Annotated in this window: 8 protein-coding genes and 1 tRNA gene; 1 reads left to right on the forward strand and 8 read right to left on the reverse strand. The window is 55.8% G+C overall.

Features of this window, described 5'->3' with window-relative positions:
• Nucleotides 1-24: 24 nt before the first annotated feature.
• The gene (locus tag ACR0A1_RS07590; protein ID WP_170401191.1) at nt 25-678 is read right to left on the reverse strand and encodes a protein-L-isoaspartate O-methyltransferase family protein; all 654 of its coding nucleotides are present in this window, start codon (nt 676-678) and stop codon (nt 25-27) included.
• 225 nt (nt 679-903) lie between these two features.
• Between ACR0A1_RS07590 and ACR0A1_RS07595 the strand changes: the two genes are divergently transcribed.
• Nucleotides 904-977, forward strand: a tRNA-Cys gene (locus ACR0A1_RS07595).
• 62 nt (nt 978-1,039) lie between these two features.
• Here the strand turns inward: ACR0A1_RS07595 and ACR0A1_RS07600 are convergent.
• From ACR0A1_RS07600 to ACR0A1_RS07630, 7 genes are all read right to left on the reverse strand, one after another.
• Nucleotides 1,040-1,210 carry a hypothetical protein gene (locus ACR0A1_RS07600; RefSeq protein ID WP_480752540.1) on the reverse strand — a complete coding sequence of 57 codons (171 nt, stop codon included), beginning with the start codon at nt 1,208-1,210 and terminating at the stop codon, nt 1,040-1,042.
• Nucleotides 1,211-2,497: 1,287 nt separating this feature from the next.
• Nucleotides 2,498-3,094 carry a M35 family metallo-endopeptidase gene (locus ACR0A1_RS07605; RefSeq protein WP_480752534.1) on the reverse strand — a complete coding sequence of 199 codons (597 nt, stop codon included), beginning with the start codon at nt 3,092-3,094 and terminating at the stop codon, nt 2,498-2,500.
• Nucleotides 3,095-3,420: 326 nt separating this feature from the next.
• Nucleotides 3,421-4,053: a hypothetical protein gene (locus tag ACR0A1_RS07610; RefSeq protein WP_480752532.1), complete on the reverse strand. Its 633-nt coding sequence runs from the start codon at nt 4,051-4,053 to the stop codon at nt 3,421-3,423.
• A 16-nt stretch (nt 4,054-4,069) separates the two neighbouring features.
• The gene (locus ACR0A1_RS07615) at nt 4,070-4,537 is read right to left on the reverse strand and encodes a hypothetical protein (RefSeq protein WP_480866904.1); all 468 of its coding nucleotides are present in this window, start codon (nt 4,535-4,537) and stop codon (nt 4,070-4,072) included.
• 57 nt (nt 4,538-4,594) lie between these two features.
• The gene (locus ACR0A1_RS07620) at nt 4,595-5,056 is read right to left on the reverse strand and encodes a hypothetical protein (RefSeq protein WP_480866906.1); all 462 of its coding nucleotides are present in this window, start codon (nt 5,054-5,056) and stop codon (nt 4,595-4,597) included.
• Nucleotides 5,056-10,752 carry a hypothetical protein gene (locus ACR0A1_RS07625; RefSeq protein WP_480866907.1) on the reverse strand — a complete coding sequence of 1,899 codons (5,697 nt, stop codon included), beginning with the start codon at nt 10,750-10,752 and terminating at the stop codon, nt 5,056-5,058. Before ACR0A1_RS07625 ends, ACR0A1_RS07620 begins: the two co-directional genes overlap by 1 nt.
• Nucleotides 10,752-19,643 (reverse strand): hypothetical protein, encoded by an 8,892-nt coding sequence (locus ACR0A1_RS07630; protein WP_480866909.1) that lies wholly within the window; start codon nt 19,641-19,643, stop codon nt 10,752-10,754. The genes ACR0A1_RS07625 and ACR0A1_RS07630 overlap by 1 nt, the downstream gene beginning before the upstream one ends.
• Nucleotides 19,644-20,045 lie beyond the last annotated feature (402 nt).

The raw sequence follows: 20,045 nt of genomic DNA on the forward strand, positions 1-20,045 counted from the left end.
GCATCAAAATACTTCTAATTCCAACTATAGCGAAAATGCACACTCAGCGCAAAATGCGGGCAAAATCGGTGCGCTAGCATTGAATGCAAATCGCCACGAGACACGGCCTGAGGACTTGAGACCCATACGAACCGTGCCAAGATCACCCTCCATGAACAGGCAAATGATCCGGCCCCCATCCTTGAGTTGATCCAGCAAAGTGTCTGAAAGCTGCTCGACCCCACCCTGAATCATGATCACATCGTAGGGTCCATGCTCAACCGCGCCTTGTTCAAGCGGTCCTTCATGAACAATAGCGTTGTCTACGTCAGCTTCCATCAGAAGCGTCTGAGCTTCGGCCGCCAATGCCGGGTCGGATTCTACTGCCACAACCAACTCTGCCATTCGCGCGGCAATTGCGGTTGAGTAACCCAGCCCCGGAGCGATATCCAGCACCACTTCATCATTGGAAATGTTGACTGCGTCCAACATCTTAGCCAGCGTCCTGGGCTCAAGCAGACAACGTCCATCACCCAACTCGACCAGATCACCAACATAGGCTGCCTCACGTTGCGCATCCGGCACGAAATTTTCGCGCGCAACGCTCAGCATCGCATCAATGATAGGGAACTTGGTCACATCCGAGGGCCTGACCTGAGTATCAACCATCGTAAGGCGCCGGGCTGCGAAATCTGTCATGTGATCGCTCATTCCTTATCAGACTGTTATCTGGCTTTTGCCACATCCGCCTGCCTGCAGCAACGGGCCAGATTGCATTTCCGGGCGCGGCAAAAACGTACCATTGGGGTATTGTCAAATTTCCAAACAAGACAGAAATAATCGCCCTCAAGGCTATGGACGTTCATCCTGAAAGCTGATAGAACGCCCCCCACACCACGGCAAGTTATTGATATTGCTTAAAAAGGCGAGTTGGCGGAGTGGTGACGCAGCGGATTGCAAATCCGTGTACACCGGTTCGATTCCGGTACTCGCCTCCATTTAAAAACAATCACTTAGATCACTCCTTGCCGTGTTTGAGGCCCCGCGTTTACAGGGGCGTTTACATTTTTGCGTCTTGAGACAGTGATTTTGCTCGATTGAGCTTGCGCAAAACTGCATCGCTTTCGTCCGGGCTAACCTGCGCATAATGCTCGATAACCTGCGCCGCGTAGCGAACCGACCACCCCATCAGAACTGCAATTTGGCGCAAAGACAGATCGGCATTCAGCAATCTTGTCGCCGCTGTCCCGCGCGTGTCAGACAGAGTCTTCTCTCTAGCTGGGTGCTGACAGGTGAACGAGACACTTTAGACCAAGCCGCATTTGATTTTTTGCAAGCTTCATTGGTCACCGGAGAGCAATTGCTGGAACGTTCGCAACCTCGAAACGCTAAACAGAAAGCTGAATACCTGATGCTCTTGATCAAACTAAGTCTTAACCAAAGCAGCAGCATCAACGAAGAAGATGCCAAAGCTATCCTAAATGTGGGAAAGAACGGAAGAACTCTTTTCACTCTTCAATCGAGCAAGCAGAAATCGACGTCAGTCTCTACCCTCCTGAAGATGCTTCTAGACTTATCATGGCGCAGAAGACCCTACCTATCCGCAAAAAGTTGGAAACATTCAGGTATTATAGCACGTTGCTCCTATTGGTTTGGGCGATCATATTTGTCTCCGGCATCGGAGGCCAATTGGCAAGCCTACTGTCATTTCTTGCATGTTTATGCTCCGGTGTCGCGGCTTGGGCATTCGACGTAGTTCAGCGCAAAACCAATCGTCTGACTTAGATTGGGCAACTTGAGATAAGATTGGGACATAGCCCGAGATTCTCCGATCTCAGACATGTCCAATTTAGATGCGCGGGTTAGGTGTCAGATAGGTTGTAGTGACCGAGGCTCACTTCGGTGAAAACATCCACCGTGTGCCTTCGGTCAACATTCTTGCGCGACGGTGTCAATGGCATTGAGCGTGTAGACACCAAATTTCGAAACGCTCAGTGCCCTTGCGGAGCTAAACTTCGGTAGTGGACGGAACCTGAGTTTGCGGGGGAGGGACGATTCCACCATTAATTATATCAGAAATACAGACATAACGCGCACTCTAACTTATGTTAATAGTGCATCAGATGCCTAACCAGGTACCCATCTGGCAGCAAGAGTCACCTGAAGACGCTTGGATCGCCCAATTACTCGACTCCCACAAGCTTCCATATTGGAATTGGGTCGCAGCCACCTCCGCAACACTCGCAATTCGCTGTACCGCGATCACCCTCAGACCCGTCGAACCCAGTATTCTTGAGCACAATGACAGTTCGCGGAGCACCACGCAGCACACCCAGGAGCTTTAGATTACCGTCCCGATCATCGAAGGTTCCGTCATCAACGCACAACTCACCCGAGCCATATGTCGTTTCCCAGTTTCCTGGCCCTTCGCGAACTTCGATCCTTTTTAGTCTCTGGTTAGAGTCCACGATATCGTAGATTAATGTAGGCACGTTTATACCCTTTCTAAGACGCTATTCTAGTTTATCCCAAACAATAGATCCTCCATGTAGTACTGATAGTTATCCGCGTTTCTACGAGCTTTTCCAGGATCAGAAGTCGCTAAGGCTTGAGCGTCAGCAACCCCATATTCATGATCCACTGTAGGTGCCACCGCCTCAATATGAGTAATCTCATGTAAAATCACACCAGCGAATGAATCTTTGCCCGTCGCACTTTGTTCAAAAAACTCCGGGGCTAAGTAGATATTTCCAGACCCATCTGGAAAATATGCAGCAAGCTCATTCAAACTGAACTCGAGCTCAGGTGAATTCGCAATCGGGCACCAAACATTAGAGATACTGGAGAATGTCTGTGCGAACTCAAAAGTCCTCTTTACCTCCAGCACAGCGTTTTCAGCATTCGTTCCAAACCATCTGGCAAAACGCTGCTCGTCTGCCACATTAGAGAGTGACATTGCATCAATCGACTTCGCAATCCCATCTTGTGCTGTCTTTATCGCTTGTTCAACGATGTTTTGTTGCGCAGCAGAGCACGGGATTTGACTATCAGAAATATCTGACAGCGAAACGGTTGGGATCAAAATGATGCAGGAAAATAAGGCTGTGAACCTCATTGTTCAAGACTCCTCAGGTTAGCTTAGTTCAGGATCGTCTGTTATGAATTACAGGAGGACAAAGATGCCGTTCGCGATAATGCGCCATCTCGTTGAGGTGCCCCCAGTCTCTAATACGTTTGCCTTATTCATTTTCTTTTGTTCCGCTTCAAAGTCAACTGGCGAAAGACCTACGAGATGTTCGTCTGGCTGGCTTCTGGTGACATGGTAAAACCCAAAAGCCAAGGATTGGGCGATCATTATTTATTCTGTATTAAATCAAACTCTTAACACGAACCGAAGTTCTAGGCTTTTGACTGCTCCTCCCCGGTTAATCTAGGATAGCTCTAAGCATCCCCAGGACTCTCGCTTTGGGCGAAAAACAGGTCGTAGAGGAAGACCAGGACGGAAATCCAGGCCGTCAGGGCAAGCGCCGCCAGAATAAGCGGTTCGACAGCCGGATACCAATCAACCGACCCTTGGAGCTTACCCTTCTCGTCGATGAATCCGCCGATCTTGTGGGGTTTCGAGAAGATTTCTGAGAACGGAACGGTATCGAGTGCGGAACCGGGCGACCCTGTCTGCGAACGGAGCCAAACAGGTGCATCCAGGACCTTCCGGGCAAAATGTACAAGTGATAGCGATGGCATGATGATGAAGGCCGTCAGAAAAAAGCGCTGATGCCAGCGCCCGCCCGATGTGGACGTGTCGAGACCTTCCAGCCATACCACCGGCAGCTTTGCGTGCCACGCATCAGCGCCGCTTTGTCGCGCGTAGGCTGTCCCGATGCGGCTGAGCAAAATGGTCAGCACGGCGCAGATCGGTAGGGCCACGAGGGATCCGACGCCCGGCCCATCCTCAATCAAATCGACATCAAAGATCGGGCTTCCACCCTGACTGACAATCCAGGCGTTCGCGGCATAGAAGGCGAGAAGCGCACCCAGAACGCTCCAAAGCTTGCGAAGATGTTCTTGCGTCACTTCAGGCTCCTGCCCATCAGTCGATGTTAAAGGCCACGCAGGCTTCATGCAGGCCTTCCACAATCTCCGCCTTCAACGCTTCTTCGATATCTGCGGAGAAAGCCCGAAGCACGCCGGCTTTCGAGCCACCAAAATCGCTTAGCGTCACGGAGACTGTTGGAACATTGCAGGTATCGAGATGCACGGTCGCAGCTGCTGATATGCGAACCGAGGCGTCGGCCCGCACGAATGCCGCAGAAGACGTTTCGCACGCCAATCGACCTGTGAACGTTGCGTCAACGACATCACCTATGAGCAAGACCGCCGCCTCCTCGACGCTGACGCTCTGAAGTCGGTCGATGCCTATTGAGAACAGGCCTGCATCGAATTTCAATGCGCGACAGGGATTGTCTTCGGCGATCCTTTTCTGAATCACGGTGTTCGAATGAACTGGGGTCAAGCCAAGGGCGGAGAACACCAGGACCACAGCAATCAGAAGTCGCATAACCAGCGCTCCTCTCGATCATATGGCGTGCGCAAGGAACCCAAACTCTTTCCGCCCTTAGCAGTTCGGGTCATTGCACCTTGTCGCGAGGTCGGCGTTTACATCTTCGCCCGCTATATAGTCGGACCTCTCATCGTATTTGGGTTGTCCGTCACAAGCGAAGGCACGCCGTGCATTCACCATCCAGAAATGCGAAATCGTGCCGTCGGACAATCGCGTCTTTGAGATACGTTCGGCATCCGCATCCCATGGAATGGTCTGCCAATCACCGTTTGAAAACACCTCGATTATAGTAAAAGCATCGGGCGACTGGTTGATCCGTGCGACGCACTGAACGCCCAGGTCCAAAAGCGCCACCAGATAGTTTGGGTACTCCTTTAATAGCCGCTCTTTCTTCTCTTTTAGCGTTGCAGGAATACGCGGATCGTCGGTGCACCAGTCAGGACCGGAATTGCAGGAAGCCTGAGCTGCCCCCGCACAGATCAAGGCAACGCAAAATGCGGTTTCAAAAAATCTCATCATTTCCTCCCGTTTGGATATTCATCCGCAACAGTTTCGCAATTGACGTCTTTGCTCACGCCACCAAGCAAGCGCCCCAAATCAAGGCGCGCTGCGTAGCGGGGACCGGCAGGCCGGAAAATGTCAGTATCTGGTGACAGCGCTACGCCTGTGGGAGCCGGCTCGATCGGATAACTGGCAGGCCGAAACCATGGCCGCTCTTCGACGTAAAGCACGAAAGTCTCACCCGGTACCGGCGTTTCAAGAAGACTCATTTCCCGTGTCCAAAGGCTGATCCAGCCAGCCGGGCTGTCATTTGGCACAAGGTATCCTGCATTCGGGCGACCCAGAGGATCAGTGTCGGATTGATCCAAGCGAACTGGCGTCCTCAAGAGAATACCGCCTGGCCCTTGGCGTTCTCGGAAAACCTCATAGTGCAAACGGGGACGGTCATGCAGTCTTTCATGCGCGAACAAAGCGTCGGCCGCTCCTTCCTCCTTGGCATCCAAAACAGACCGATACGCATCTCGGATCTCTTCGCCTTGATCCTCTGACGGGTCGAAAGCCGACTTGCGGCTCAGTGCAGCCGCCCCGAACAAGCTCAGCGTGAGCCCGCCAGAATCGTTCTGAACCACGATCAAATGACGGCTTGCCATGACGTGCGCCCATTGCGTAACCGGTTCCGAGACTCGCAGGTCTTCTTTTGTATTGGGCTGATATCGGACGAGGCCGAAGCGGACCATCGCCTCAGACAGGACGCCAATATCCAGATCGACATCGACATACCATTCCTCCGTCTCGGGATCGAACAATGGTCGATAACACATGAGACCGACGGCCAATGATTTGCCTGGAACCAATGCACCGACCTCGCGCGCCTGTTCCACAGTTGGCATCAATGCATTCGCCAAATACGTCGCTTTGCGTGGATCACCGTCTTCGCGCTCAAGGTCGCGATGAAATGCATCTGGTCCAATGAAAAGACCAGGGCGGTTCGCTCGGCGCACCTGCCCTGCTCGGAACTCTACTCCGAATTTCTCTAACGGCACCTCACAGGCGAGCCCCTGCAACAACTGCTCGTCGTCCTGACCTGCAATCGGATCGAGTCCCATTCGGGACACAAAGCGCCCACCTGGCCCAAGATCATCATCAATGAAATGCGGTAGGTCCGCCTTTGGCCCCAATTTGCCTGTCATGGGGTCTGGGATGGGAACACCATCGTCGCAGAAGGGTGCTGGGTTAGTTTCGTCAAGATTGGGTGGCCAAAGCACAATGCCCAACTGTTCATCCTCGCCGGAAGAGAACCATTCCCGCGAGAGCCTGATACGCGTGACAATCCGACGGGACTGAAGCAAGCCTTTGTTTTTTCCCCTCTCCTCGATACGCCCATGCCAAGCAAAAACCGGTTCGGGCGTGGGCGGGTCGCATTTGGCAGGACGTTTGGTGGCCGGAAGAATGACTTCGGTCCAATCCCCATCCTTGTACGTCACGGCCTGCGGCAGTGTCTCCGACGTTCTGAAAGCACCGCCGCGAACATAATTCGCCGTATCGAGAAAAGCCGCTGTTCGCCCGAAGACGCGCGGTTTGATCAGGAGTTTCCGCGCCTTGTCGTCGGGGAAGACATGCTTGCGAACGACACGCCATTCGTCTGTCGTTTGTTGGTCAGCGAGAAAGAACGGTCGAAGCGGGAGCGTTGCATCCCCGCCCACTGTCTTCTTTATCTCACGCGACAGGTTTTCGACGCGCAAGAGCGGGAAGGTAACCTCGTCATGCTTTGTGACACCCTTGTCATTGATTGCAAAACCGAAAATATCCTTGCCAGTTCGGTAGAAGACACGTCCGTCGTCCAATTCGAAATTCGGCCAGTCCCCGTCGCGTTTCTTGGGAACGCTCCTACCGCGTTTCGGATCATCGAAGGCTGACGCGCCCGGCAGGATCGCCTGTCCTATCAGTTCAAACCCGTCGACCTGATCGAGCCGAAAACTGATCTGACCATCGAGCGCGAATTCAGTCGCGAGGTGATCAATGGCGTCCTTTCCGATCAATTTCCCGTCGGTTTCCAACCGACTACGTACCGGTCGCAGCACACGCATCCGCGCCGTATCAATCTCTGCAACTTTCTCTTCGAACCTAGGTTCATCCCCGCCTGCTGGAATGCTTGGTATAGTTGGCGTTCGGATCGGTCGGTTTACGGCATGTGTCACCCGGATCGAGCGAACGGAGGCAAGTTCCGGCAGCGGGCGCCTTAACATCATCTGATGAAGTTCCTGGGCGAGTGCCTGAAGCGCCACCTTGGGGGGCGTGATCTCTCCGCCCGGTCCGAAAAAACTGGTATCTGGGTCAGGGGTTGACCCGCCGCAAGCAAGACTGGACAAAGCTTCGGCGATAACTGCGGCGTTGCACGCCATCCCGAGCTTTTCCCTAGCCTCCCTCAGGCACTCATCCCCAGTCTTGTCGCCTACGATACGATCAGCGTAGATCGCGAGCGACTGGATCAATGAAAAATTCCGGCAAAGGTCCTCCGCACTCGGAACGGCCCAGCAATCCAGTTCGTAGTCTTCGCCGGGCGGCAAGGACACCACGATGCGCGACAGCAGGCGGTCGACACCGCCCGTCTCGACACGGACTTTCCGACCGGCCAAGAAAAGGCGAATATGGGCTTGTCCGGTTGCAGGTGTGGTCGCCCGCAGCAAGTCAACGACAACCGGCAACATGCGTGGATACCCAGCCTGAGGTTCGACTGCGACCGGAACAGGGTCGCCGACATAGGTACCCTCCGCAGGATGGCGCAGGGCAAACACAAGCTGCGAAGCCATGGGATCGGGGTAGTAGCGTCCGTCTGCTTCGGTAACGGTGACATCCAGAACTGCGTCGCCCGCACCGTCACTATCGGCGTCGTTAGGATCATACGGATACCGCCGATTGACCAGATAGGCTTCGCTGTTGAAGCCACGCATTATTGCGCTTCCAACCGTCGGGAACCCCCCCTCATCCGTCTTTGACGCGCGCGGGATCAAACCCTGCGGTTTTCGCGAAAATTGTAGCTGATCGAACACGCCATGCCGTGTGGCTTCTTCGAAACTTACCTGCGGCGGCAACAGAATGCGCCGGGCCGACCTTGGTCTTTCCCGGTTGAGCAATTCTTTCAAGGCTGGAACCCTTCGTTCGTCCCGAGTGAGATCGATCGACCTGACCAACATGTTGAGTGAGTGCTCCGGTCCCATTGGCAGGTTCAGCTTTTGGGCGTCGCCCCGCAGCATCAAAACAGTCGGTACGTCCAGTCGCGACTGACGAAGAAAGCGAAAATATGGCCGTGCGTCATTCTGGTTGGGCGGGTAGGGCGTATCCAACTGATCGTCAGCCAGCGCATTGACAGGAACGGCCGCACCGCCGGAAAACACCTGCCGCATCTTGAAGCGATAGGCGCAGCCATAGCGGAGGGGCGGCGGCAACAACGTATCGTTAAAATCGTCAGAATTCGGCAGGCTGATCGTCCGTCCGAATCGTAAGCCGGCTTCGGAAACGTATCCCGGTCGCGATGCGCTATCGGCCCCCATCGGATCGCCGTTCCATTGTGCGATGGCCTCTTCCATCACCACGTCCACGGGCTGTTTGTTCTCGCCGTCCATCTCGTCTGTCGCGATCAACCGTGCCGGAACGGTCTGCATGGCACTGTCAAGGCTCACGCGCAGTTCACTTTTGAACCGGCCCGCGATCCTTGGCAGCTTCCGATTCACAAAACGCCGGGTATTTGGATCGCCAGAAGTCCCGTAATCGACGACGCGTCCTGTTAACGACCGCCATTCTGTCACGATATCAGAGCTGCCATCCCTATTCTTGACCGGCACACCTACATCTAACCGTGCACCGACAGTTAGATCAGCAGCGTCTAGGACCAATTGCTTTTGTGCCCCGCAAACGGCGAGATTTGATTTGATCGATGCACCGGCCAGCCTGGCAAGATCACTGCCGGCCGGAAAGTTCACCTCGGACTTAGCAATACTCGCTGCAAGATTGAGCGTGGATTGCTGGAGAACACCGCGGTCTAGCAGGGCGAGGCCGGATGTCTGAAGACTGGACGCCTCGCACAGGTCTTCCCAAAGACCGGCTTTCGCCCATTTCTCGTTGTCCTTGTCACCATCTTTGGTCTTTCTATCCTCGGCGGAGACTGCCAGCATGTTTGCGCGCCTAAGTTGGCGGCGCTGACACTCAAGTTCAGTTGCTGTTCTGATGTCGAGACTGGTGAGGTCATAGCGCAACCGATCCGGTGCTTCAGGGTCAACCGGCACCCCCATGCGAAAATGTCCGTCACGTTCTGGCGACGTCTCCTCGCACTCCCATTCTGTTTCTGAGGCTGGGTAAAACCAACTTCTTGCGCGTTCTAGCTTTGCAAGGGTTAGCGGCAGCGCGCGAAAACTGCGCTCCTCGTCTCCGCAAGAAGGATCGGGACAGGACACAAGGACGAAGCCGTCGTTGACCGCAGGAGTTTTGCCTTCAATCTCATCAAGATCGATACGAACATCGATAGCGAGGCCGAACAGCCGTGCAAGTGCAGGTGTCGACTGCAAGGTGAAGAATGCGCGCTCAGCGGCGGCAAGGACCGGGTTTGCCTCTTCATGAACCCGTTTTGGCGCTTCTCCTGGGGCCGTATCAGCATATTCCGACCAACTGGCGTATGCCGCGATTTCCTCCGCCCTCTCGAACGTGCTCTCGGCGTCATCGCCGGCAACAAACGCTTTCGGCAACTCGACCCCAGATGGACGTGCAGAGCGGACACATTTCTGATCTTCTGCCGCGTCGGCGGCAGACTTTAGCGTTTTGGTCACAGATTTGGACGCGCCGACGACTTTTTCCCGCAAGGCCTTATGTTTCGCGATGGCTGCGTCCCGGCGCTTGGTTTTGACGATTTTTTCAGGAACAATCTCGTCCGTGGGCGGCACATGCGTTTCAGTGAGCGTTTCGGCGAGACGCTTCAAACGGGCTAGTTCCGCAGCGCAACGCACGTCCCCACCTTGCTCCGCTTCCGCATAGGAGATCAGAAGCTCTTCGACCCTTTGGAATTCGATGGAAACCGAAAGGTCCGAATGTGGCACGGCAGCCATCGCTTGCACGGCACGTTCTGCGTTGGGCTCAATCTTGATTTTGAGTTGCCCGTCGTTCCCGTAAAGACGTTCGTCCTTTTTGGTCTGCTCTTCAGCGTTCAACGGCGCAGCGGCTGCTGTCGTTTGGTCCAGAGCAGTCGGATTCGCCGCAGAGCCGCCCAAGGAAGCGTCGATCTGTTTGGCAAGCGCGAGCCATTCGGTTTCATCCCCCTCGAACAAATTTCGAAGCCAGATCCGGCGCAGCTCTTCCAACTCCGTCGCGCTGAATGTGCCGGCAGCGCGCCAGGCGTCTGCTTGTACCTGACAAGATGTCCCACACTTACTGATATCGATTGGCACATTCCCGGAATCGATCCCGAAAATGGCCAGTGGAATCTTGAAATCGCTTCCCGCAAGTTTCTCAAATACATTCTTTGGCCAGCTTTGGAGCGTGTAACCCGTGGGAATATCCCCGCTTTCTCCGGACAGTTCGGGTGTCAGAAGCACCGTGGCGCGAAGGAACCTTCTGCCTCGGGAACGAACAATTCCGTTGGGGACAACCCGCGCGTAAGGGCGCGCGTAGATTGGGGTTGTGTCGACTTCTTTTACAATATTAGTTGCAAAATCACGCGCCATCAGAACAAATCCTCACACTCCATCGTCATGTCATAATATTTGCGGTGATCCCGCCAGTTGCCGTTGGGCGGATCGACCTGCACCTTGATGACCGGGTCCCGAACTGTGACAACTTCGACGAACTCATTTTCGCTTTGGAGCGAAGCAAGCTGCACACCATCATGGAGTGCGCGCCGTAGGGTCCGAAGCGATGGGTGCAGGCTTGCCTGCTGCGTCGGTTGGAATCCCTTTCCTTCCTTTTTCCAGACCTGAACAGAGAACTCGAAGTCCTTGATCCCCATCGAGAATGAGAAGGTGAACACCGCCTCACCCGACATGTCCCCGTTAACCATGCCAAGCCGGACATATAGGGAGGATGAAAAGCTAAATATCCAAATATTTGCACTTCCGCCCGCAAAGAAAGTGCCTGATATTTCAGTGACCTTTCCAACATCCGGCAAAGATGTCTGGCGGACATAGATGCCTGCCATGATTCGTCCCTGACCGGTGAGCGGACCGAAGGCAAAGGCCCCGGCGCCACCGAATTCAAACGATGCCTCGAAGCCAACGATGCCTTTTGTATTGGCCTCGATTGCGAAGAACCCGGAGCCACCATACGGCGCGATCGACACGGTGAAAGGTGAGCGCCTGCGGGAGAGCGAGGCCCCAAACCGCGCGTCCGCCCCATCGAAAGGCAACCGGGCGCTGGCGGTTATCGCAACATTAAAGAACGACGCCGTGCCGATAGATATCGTCGTCGAAGGCAGAGCGTATCCTGCCTTCAAACCCAAAGGTGAGATTGTCGGCTCGATGAAGAAGCCGCTGTCGCTTGAGAGCGTGAAGTAGGAGGCAAGCTGCTGAACGAATTCAAGCTCCTTGCCGATCTCAAAATCCACGAAGTCGACTTTGAATACTGGGTCCCGCCCATCCTCCGTGATAAACCTCGCGCCCGCGAATATCAGTTTCACGGCTTTGAAGTCGCCCACGAGATTGATGTCGAATGGACCAAGCGATCCTACCGCCTTTGCCGAAACAGACGGCGGCGCGAATTGGTGGCCGCCGTTGCCGATGCCGTCCGATACACCTGAGATTGTGTTGGAGAAGTCGATGACGATGGTGGCGTCGACTCGGAACTTGGACTTGTTTCGTGGTTCGAAGATGCCCGCTGTGGCCTTTTTCATATTCTCGGACAGCTCGGTGCCAAAGCCGTAACTCATCTCGATTTTCGATGGCACGAGTTCCAGAATGTGTTCCTCGATCTGGTCACGGACGACGTCGAGCGCAATCTCGTCCAGAAGCTGGCCCTTGAGAAGCTGGCCGAGGACTTCGGCAAGCCCTGTGAAGATCGCAACTGGCGCAGCTTCCCCATCAACCCAGCCTTGAATGAACGCGCGAAGGAACTCTCGATTGGCGGGATCAGAGATGGGTTTGGCAGTTGGTTCGAAAGCCGTCGCCAGTCCGTTGGTTGCCCAGGTCAACCTGTCAGTTGAAATACCGCCGACCACGACTTGCGGTTGCAGTTTGTCGCTCAGATCCTGAAGAAGGCCTTGTTCGTCCTTGATCGCGTCGAGAATGATTTGGCGGAGCGCTACGAGTCCAACGTAGACTTCGTGGACAAGGCCACGCGGTTGCTCTTTGGCACCCGGAGCCGTACCAAGAACACTACCGAGGTTCGGCATGTCTGCGGCTGGCGTGAGGCGTTCCGGCAAGGGGTCAGACGGGTCCAACCCAAGCGAATTTGCCGTAATAGAGTTCGGCAAAATGCCACCGATCGAAGCTCGGGTAAAATCATCGGCACGCGCGTAAATTTCGCCGACCGCATAGCCGAGGATATCTTCGCCGATACTGGCAAGAGATTTCACGGCGGCTTCGATTCCCTCTTCTTCGAGCTTGATGAACGCGTCGGCTTGATCGTTGATCCATTGTGTTGCGGCGGCGACGACCTCCTCGCGCGCGACGGCGGGCAATGCGGTCCGCTCAGCCGACTGGGCGAGTTCAGTATCAATGTCTTCAAATATCTTCTGCAGCTCCTTGACTGCCTCGAAGCCGGTCTTGCCTTTGGGATATTTGTCGAGTTCCATCGAAAGGGCTTCCAGCGCCTTTCTGCTATCCTCGGCATCGCCTTTCAGTTTGGTGAAATCGATCTTGTCGATTGTCTCGGCCAGCAATTGCCGCTTGATGACGGCCTCTTGTCCGTTATCGTTTGGCGGTGGACGGAGTGCCTCGATCTCAGCAATGGCCACGTTCAAGGCTGTCTCGACTTCGGCGGCAGTCTTCGCCAACTGAGCGACAATCGGATTCAGAAGCCCGACGAGCCTTGTGGCGGCGTCCTCGGCAATTTGCTCGAACTCCTCCGTCAGGTCCTTGAACTCGTTGACGATGGTCTCCACGCGATTGCCGCCATCATCCTTGTCAAGCTGGATCAGGACGTTGAGACCTTGGACAATTCCGGCAAGTGCCAGAACCTTGTCGATATGGTCTTCCTTCAAGAAATTCCCGATGGCATCGACAATCGACTTGAAGTGAACCACCAGCGTTTTGAGGAGTTCCTGCCGCCCTTTCATGAAGCTGTCGATTTGCCGGGTCGCCGGTGCAAGCTTGTTCTCTTTCAGAAGCACGCCGATCTTACAGAAGTCGCCAAGCTGCCCAAGAGCCTGCTGCACACTTGCGTCCAAAGCGTGGACCGCAAGCGCATCGTTATAGAGATCGCAAAACGCCTCTCCCGCCGCATCGCGTGTCTCTGTGAGTTCCCTCTTCAGGACGTTTGCAAAATCGACGAAGCTCTTCACACAGTCCGCAACTTCTTGCTTGCCACTTGGAACGAAGTTCTCGGCCTTGTCGTTCACCTTCTCGGCGATGTCGGCAATGTCGACGTCTTCCAGTTTCTCCAATGTCTCGGCAATATTGCCGTGGGCCTCGTGGATCGTCTTGCAAAGGTCGGGATCACCGCCTGCTGGTGGCGTGATCGAGATCTGTCCGCTCTCGTAGACGCAGAGATTATCCACTTCGGGGTCAAGCGTCAGCTCTTCGATCCGGCAGTATGCGAGCTTCTTGAGGTCGAGAGATTTGCCGATTTTGTCGAGGAGCGTCGTCCACCCGGTGAATGTACAATACTCCTCAACATTGAAATCCAGACGGCCGGTAAAGACTTCAATAAAGGCTATCAATCGGTTGGCCACAACATCGAGCCGCTCGGGTTCATCCTCTATAGTCTTCTTAAGCGCCTGCGCCGCAGTGTATGCGTTCTTCAAGCGCTCAAACTCGGTGCGCCACATCTCGGTCATGGCAGGCGGCAGGTCAGCGTTGATGAACAAGCGCGCGAGGAAGGACCGGCCTTGATCCTGCAAACCGTACATCGCCTTCAGCGAGGCCAGCTGACGGGCAAGGTCATTCGGCAACGTGCCGGCGAATTCCGCCTTCGCGACTACGATGGCTGTGTCGATCCGCCGTTTGAGCGCTTCACCTAGTTTCTTGGCGAGTATGGCGAACTCTTCCTTGAAGACGTCTTCAATCTTCTTCGGTGTCGGTGGTGCAGCGGGAGGCAAGAGCTTTGCAAGCACATTCTCGATGAACTCGCGGACGGCGTCTTGGACGGTCCGTTTGCGCAGCATTAGTGCTTGGCGAATACGCTGCAAAACTGCGTCGTCGACGCCGGTAATGCTGTCCGGGAACGGGATGGCAAACCAGAGGAACGGGTCGTTGGCGCCACCTGGACCGACGATCAGCAGGGCGAGTTCCTGCGGCAGGTTGGACGGATCGAAGGGTCCCAGAATCTCCGCGACGCCATCCGAGATGACTTTGGAGATATCTAGGTTCGCGCCACTGATCAGGTCGACACGGCTGATCAGCGTATCCGCGAATTTCTGAACCGGGTTAGCAGCTGTAACCCTTATCGCATTCAGGAAACGCTGGCCCGCCTCGTAGACCTCCGAACAGGCAAAGGTGAACTCCAGCGGGTCCTCGGTCCCAATAGCCTTGTCGATTGCGGCGCGGAGTGATTGAAGCCCGCGCCAAAGCTCGGGAAAGACCTCTTGAAGCGTCACTGAGGGAATGAGCGTCCCGCTGGCGGATTGCAACTGAGAAAGCCCTGTATCGAGTCCGGCCCAATGTTCCTGAACCGTGTCAAGCGCACCTTTCAGAGGGCGAAGCACCTTGTCTTTAACGAACTCCTGCGCGTTCTGAGCCGCTTCTTCTGCATCTGCGGCTGCGCCGGCCACCTGCCCTGCCCCGTACTGGATCATTTCCGCAAGTTCCGGTGCACCGGTCGACGGGTCTTCGAGAAACTCCTCTGTGATGAATTTGAAGAGGTCCTTGATACTGACGAGACCCAGTATTTTCGCGTCGCTTGAAAACAGGTTCTCATAAAGCTCCCGCGCCTTTCGGAGTGCTTCCGTGACATCGTCTTCAGGGTTTTGGTTAGCCCCCGGAACTGCCGGTACCGCTGCAACCGGTTTGGCCGCAATCTCGGCTTTCGGTGGGACGTTGTATTCCGCGGCAAGGCTTGGGCGTTGGACAGACACGTTGTCGGCGCCGGGCGTCGGGGTTGGGATTATCACCCAGTCATTTTCATCACCGTCGAAGTTCGTGACTGCCCCTTTCGACCTCGAGAGTGCCACGATATGCCCGTCCGGGCGGAACACAGCGCCAGAGTTATCCCCTTTGTCCCCCATGCTTTGCGCTTGTGGTGTCAGAACGCGTAAGAAAAGCTGCATTCCGTTTCCGACTTCTTTGGCCGCCTCGGCAATGGCTGCCAGCGCTTCGCTATTCTCTGTACCTTCCTCACCGGGGCGATAGAGTGGCAAGCCGTTCTTGATGTAGCGGCCGTCGAAACTGGCGATAACCGAGGTGTCGGGGACGCGTCCTGTGAGGCGTTCGTTCTGGCGCAGACGGATGTGACATGTATCAATCGCCGGATAGAACGGAGGCTGGTCTACACCCTGCAAGACAGGCGTGAACCGGAAACTGGTGTTGCGGAAGTCCACGTTCCTAATATCGGCGTTCGCGTCGTCGCCCTTACGCTCACGCGGCACGGACCGCTCACGACCTTCGGCCATCAGCGTCCAGGCATTTGTCTCGATACTTGCGGAGCCACTCTCAAGCTCCGGCGCGTACCGCATTTTTGCGCCGCCAAACCGCAAAGTTCGCATATGTTTGATCGGATTTATGACATCGGAGCGCGTCGGAACGTCACCATCAGCCGGGGTAACGTCGGTCGGTTTCAACTTCACGTCCGGTGTTTCAATCTCATTGTAACGTCGAACCAGAATTTCCAGTGCGGCTTCGTCGTTTGCGGCTGTATTATCGACGAAGATCAGCGGCAGATCGGCAAACTGCCCGCCGATATTCATTTCAAACCGCACCTCAGTTCCCGGAAGCGCCGTCAAGCTGGGCCAGAAGGCGAGTCCAGGCCGAGGTCCGATATCAACACGCCCGCCGCCTTCATACGGGTCGGCAATATCAGGGGTGACGGTGGTCAGAAGCGTGACTTGATCGGCAGGGAAGGCTCTTCCATCATTCGCCTGCCCCACCGCTGGGTAGACCTTTTCCGGCTTCGTGCACCGTACGAACATACGCTGCCGAAGATAGGCGCGAATTTGTTCCGGTTGCAGCCGATCTCGATAGAAGGTCCGCTCGGTTACCTTGACGAGAGCGGCTCTGTGACCAAGCGGGAACAGAAATCCTTTGTAGACCACTTCAGTCGAGACATCCCTCCCTAGAGCGGTCCATTGTGTCCACTTTTCCACCGTGAGGGCATCGAACAGTGCGCCACCGTCCAACCGTCTCGCAGAGACCGGCGGAACGAAAGAGGTGTCGGCGCGCAAGGACCCGCCAAGGCTTGTCAGCGCCAGTTCGGTGACATTGAGTGTAGGCGGGATGTAAATCGCGGAACCTGGCAAAAGGTCGCCCAGGACGTGGCGAGGGTCCGGTTCGCTTTGACCAGAATTCGCAACAAGCTCACCCGTCGCCTTTCGTCGTCCGGTTACAGGGAGACCGAAGGCCGAGCTCAGCACGACGAGTTGGTGCCGGTCATTCGCGGACAGTGCCGCACGGAAAGCGCGTGCACGTTTGAGGATCTGCTTCTCCTGATCGACCGTCAGCCCGAGGCGGACGCACATGCGTCGGACGATGTCGGGCAACACCGCAGGCTTTTCCTCCGCCGAGGCAGCAAGAACAGCGGCGCAATAGGTTTCGTCGCTGGCGTAATCACCAGGTTCTATCTTCGTCGTTTTTCTGGGGTCGATTTCGAGTTCTTTGAACTCGTCTGGATTGATAACTCGTGCACGCTCCATCAAACGTCTCGGGCCAATACCTTCGGCATGGGTTTCCGGACGCGTCAACATCCAGGGGGCAATATTGCCGGCTGGAGGCGGGCCATATCCCGGCAATCGCGCGTAAGGAACATTGAGGTTTCTACCGGCATCGTCGGCAGCACCGGTCCAAAGGAAACTCGACCGAAAGTCCGGCGATGCCACAGCTCGGATGCCTGGATCAATACCGCCCGCGAAAAGGCGCGCGCTGAACAGCGGACGCGAATCACAATTCGGATCAACGCGCGCGATGTCGTTCGCTGAAACCGGAACCTCGGAATAGACCGAGTTGAAGACACGCTTCCGTGACAGGAAGACCGCCCGATCAGATGGCGACAAGATCAATCGGGTGGGAAGTTCAATGCTCGTCTCAAGCGCCTGAGGTGCGCGCATGACACCGCGGACATCTTCAAGCCGGTCAAGCGAATTGACGTTTACTCGGAACCCAAGCGCGTCCAGCTTCGCACCAGCGGACAAGTCCTCCGTTCGATCGCTTCGCGGACCAAGGCGACCGCCGGTTCCGGGCTTCCAAACGGTTGCCGCACGGCGGGTCACTGCAAGCTCCATGGACGCCCAGTTCGTCAGTGCAGACAGGGAGAAATCCATCCGCGACTTGCCGAGTTGGTTCTCCTCATCGACGGGTTGGTCGAGGCGAGAATGCGTCACACGCTCAACGGCGACGCTGTCACGACAGGTGATCTTGAACGCCAGTCGCGACGGCTCGGAGACACGCGCTTCGGCAAGACCGCCCGGAGACATTGAACCGGCCAAACGGGCGGCAATGCGCCCTATTAGCGTGGCATCGGCATTCAAAAGATGCCCGGAAATATCCTTGGCCCATGCGCGACTTGGAACGGCGCTTGGCGTGGGCTTTACGCTCAGGTCGACAAAACTGAAATCGAGCGCGAACTCAATGTTTTGCGTTTCCAGAGGCAGTGCGGCGGTTTGCTCAAGCTCCTTGATCGCCTCCTCACGCCACAACTCGCGAACCAGCGCGTAACGCGGCACGGCAGATGCAATCTGCCGTTCCAGCGCCATGGCCGCGTCAAAATCGGTGCTGAACGCTTGGGTTTCGCGGGTCTTTTGGAATGACAAAATGCGATTGGCCGCGACACGCGCTTCGTGCAACAGTTTCTGGAGCGCGGCATTTACATCAGCGTTCTTGATCGTCCTCGCCACTTCGCGCGCGATGGCAGAGGCCTGCGGGTCCATCGCGAGATCGCCGATGTAGGTCAGTTGATCCTCCGGCATTTGGCGCTTTGTCAGGACAGTCTTGAACCCGAGATCGACGGTTGCCCCGTCGTTGAAAGCCTGGGCGGTTGTGCGAAAACGTTCGGCGAAAACCTCCATTTCGCCATGCTTGTCTTTCGCAATCTTGCGTTTGAGCACCTCCCTTCGGAAGCTGATGCGTTTGTTGATACGAAGACGCGACAGTGCCAGCAAAACGTCGTCTGTGACGAACGGATCGATTTCCTTGCAGCCGTCAAGACTTGAGCAAGCGGGCGTGTATGCGGACCAATCCCAAGCGTCCCCGTCCGGGATAAGCTGGAGAAGCTCTGCCTCCTTTTCTGCTTCACTGACAGGGTCTTCGCGAGCGACGTCCGGGGGATCTGGATCCTTTGGATGGAAGAAGGCTTGCTCCAGCAGGTGTTGAGGCGGAAACTCGACAACCAACGTCGGACGATTGTCGAGAATGTCGGGGGATCTCGCATTCTCTCCCGGTCGTGCAATCACCATGCACTCGTTGGTGAGCCCCACGATCTCATGCGCGTCTCCGACGAACTCGAGCGCAAGCCCCGCAAACCGAAAGTTCAGGTTCAAGAGGTCCCAGGCCCGGGCGGCCTTCAGCTTCGCCAAGCTCAAATCGATCCGGCACCACGCGCCGTCGGCCGTCGCGCCCCGGTCGAGAACGTAGTAGCTGCCACCAATCGGCTCGGAAAACCCGCTGCGGTGGTACAGAAGTTGGAAAGCAGCATGTTCAAATGTAAGTCGACTGTACTGCGCGTCCTTGAGCGCAAAACCGGCTTCTATCAGTTCCAGCGCAATCTCAGCCCATTCCAGAGTGACGCTGGAAGTTGTGCCCGACCCAGTCGCAAGCATTGAATATCGCACCGGCAGGCCTGCGCGATCCCGGAAAATTGATCCGTAAGCGGGACCCTCGGAGGGGGCGTCACTTGCGGGTGGAGTGTCAACGATCAGCGAACCGAGCGGCGTTTCAAGTCTACGGGCTCTGCGCGCACTATGCGTGGCACCGAACGTAATATCATTGCGGAACAGGACGGGATCGCGGGTCGGACGGTCGCTGCTCCGAAGTCGAGAGATCCGTCGCAACGCGCCGGACAGGCCAGGCAGCGGACCCACGGCGTCCACTCCTATCGACAAATTAGTCGTCCAGTCCCCCAAGACATAAAGCGTGGCTTCGCGCGGCATTCTGGATTGAACGGTTTCGCCATCGCGTTCATCTGCTCGCAAAACAATCTCGTCGTATGGTTGGCCGGCGTCGCGTGACTTCGGGTCGATTTGATTCTTTGGATCGATTTGGTACGTGAGTCCGATCTTTGGCAAAGCACCTGAGCCAAACGTGAGCTTACGTGTCTCGCCCACCTTTCGCTCCGGCTCTGAGAATTTGCCAAGCGCCAACACTGAGCCGCCAGGCACACCATCAAGACTGGCCTCCAACCGCCGCAAATCAGATGTTGGGAGCGGGTCATTCGTTGTTGGCCGCGTGACACTTGTCGAAGGCAGAGCCCAACCCATTTGCAACGTAGAAAATCGCATATCAGAGTGACCGGCAGCAAGGGGAGCTGTCCCAAGCTGCCGCTCTTCAAGGGACCAATCGCCATCGGCCCAGAGGCCAACATGCAAGGACGCACGTGACGAAACTAGCCTGTTGAATACGCGGCGCATCGTTCCGTTGATGCGCGTCCTACTGACATCTTGAATCAGCTTCACGCTGCGGCGTGCAAAAGACCGCAGGTCCACGAAACCGCCGGTTGTTAACGCATT

Source organism: Ruegeria sp. D6, assembly GCF_056534365.1.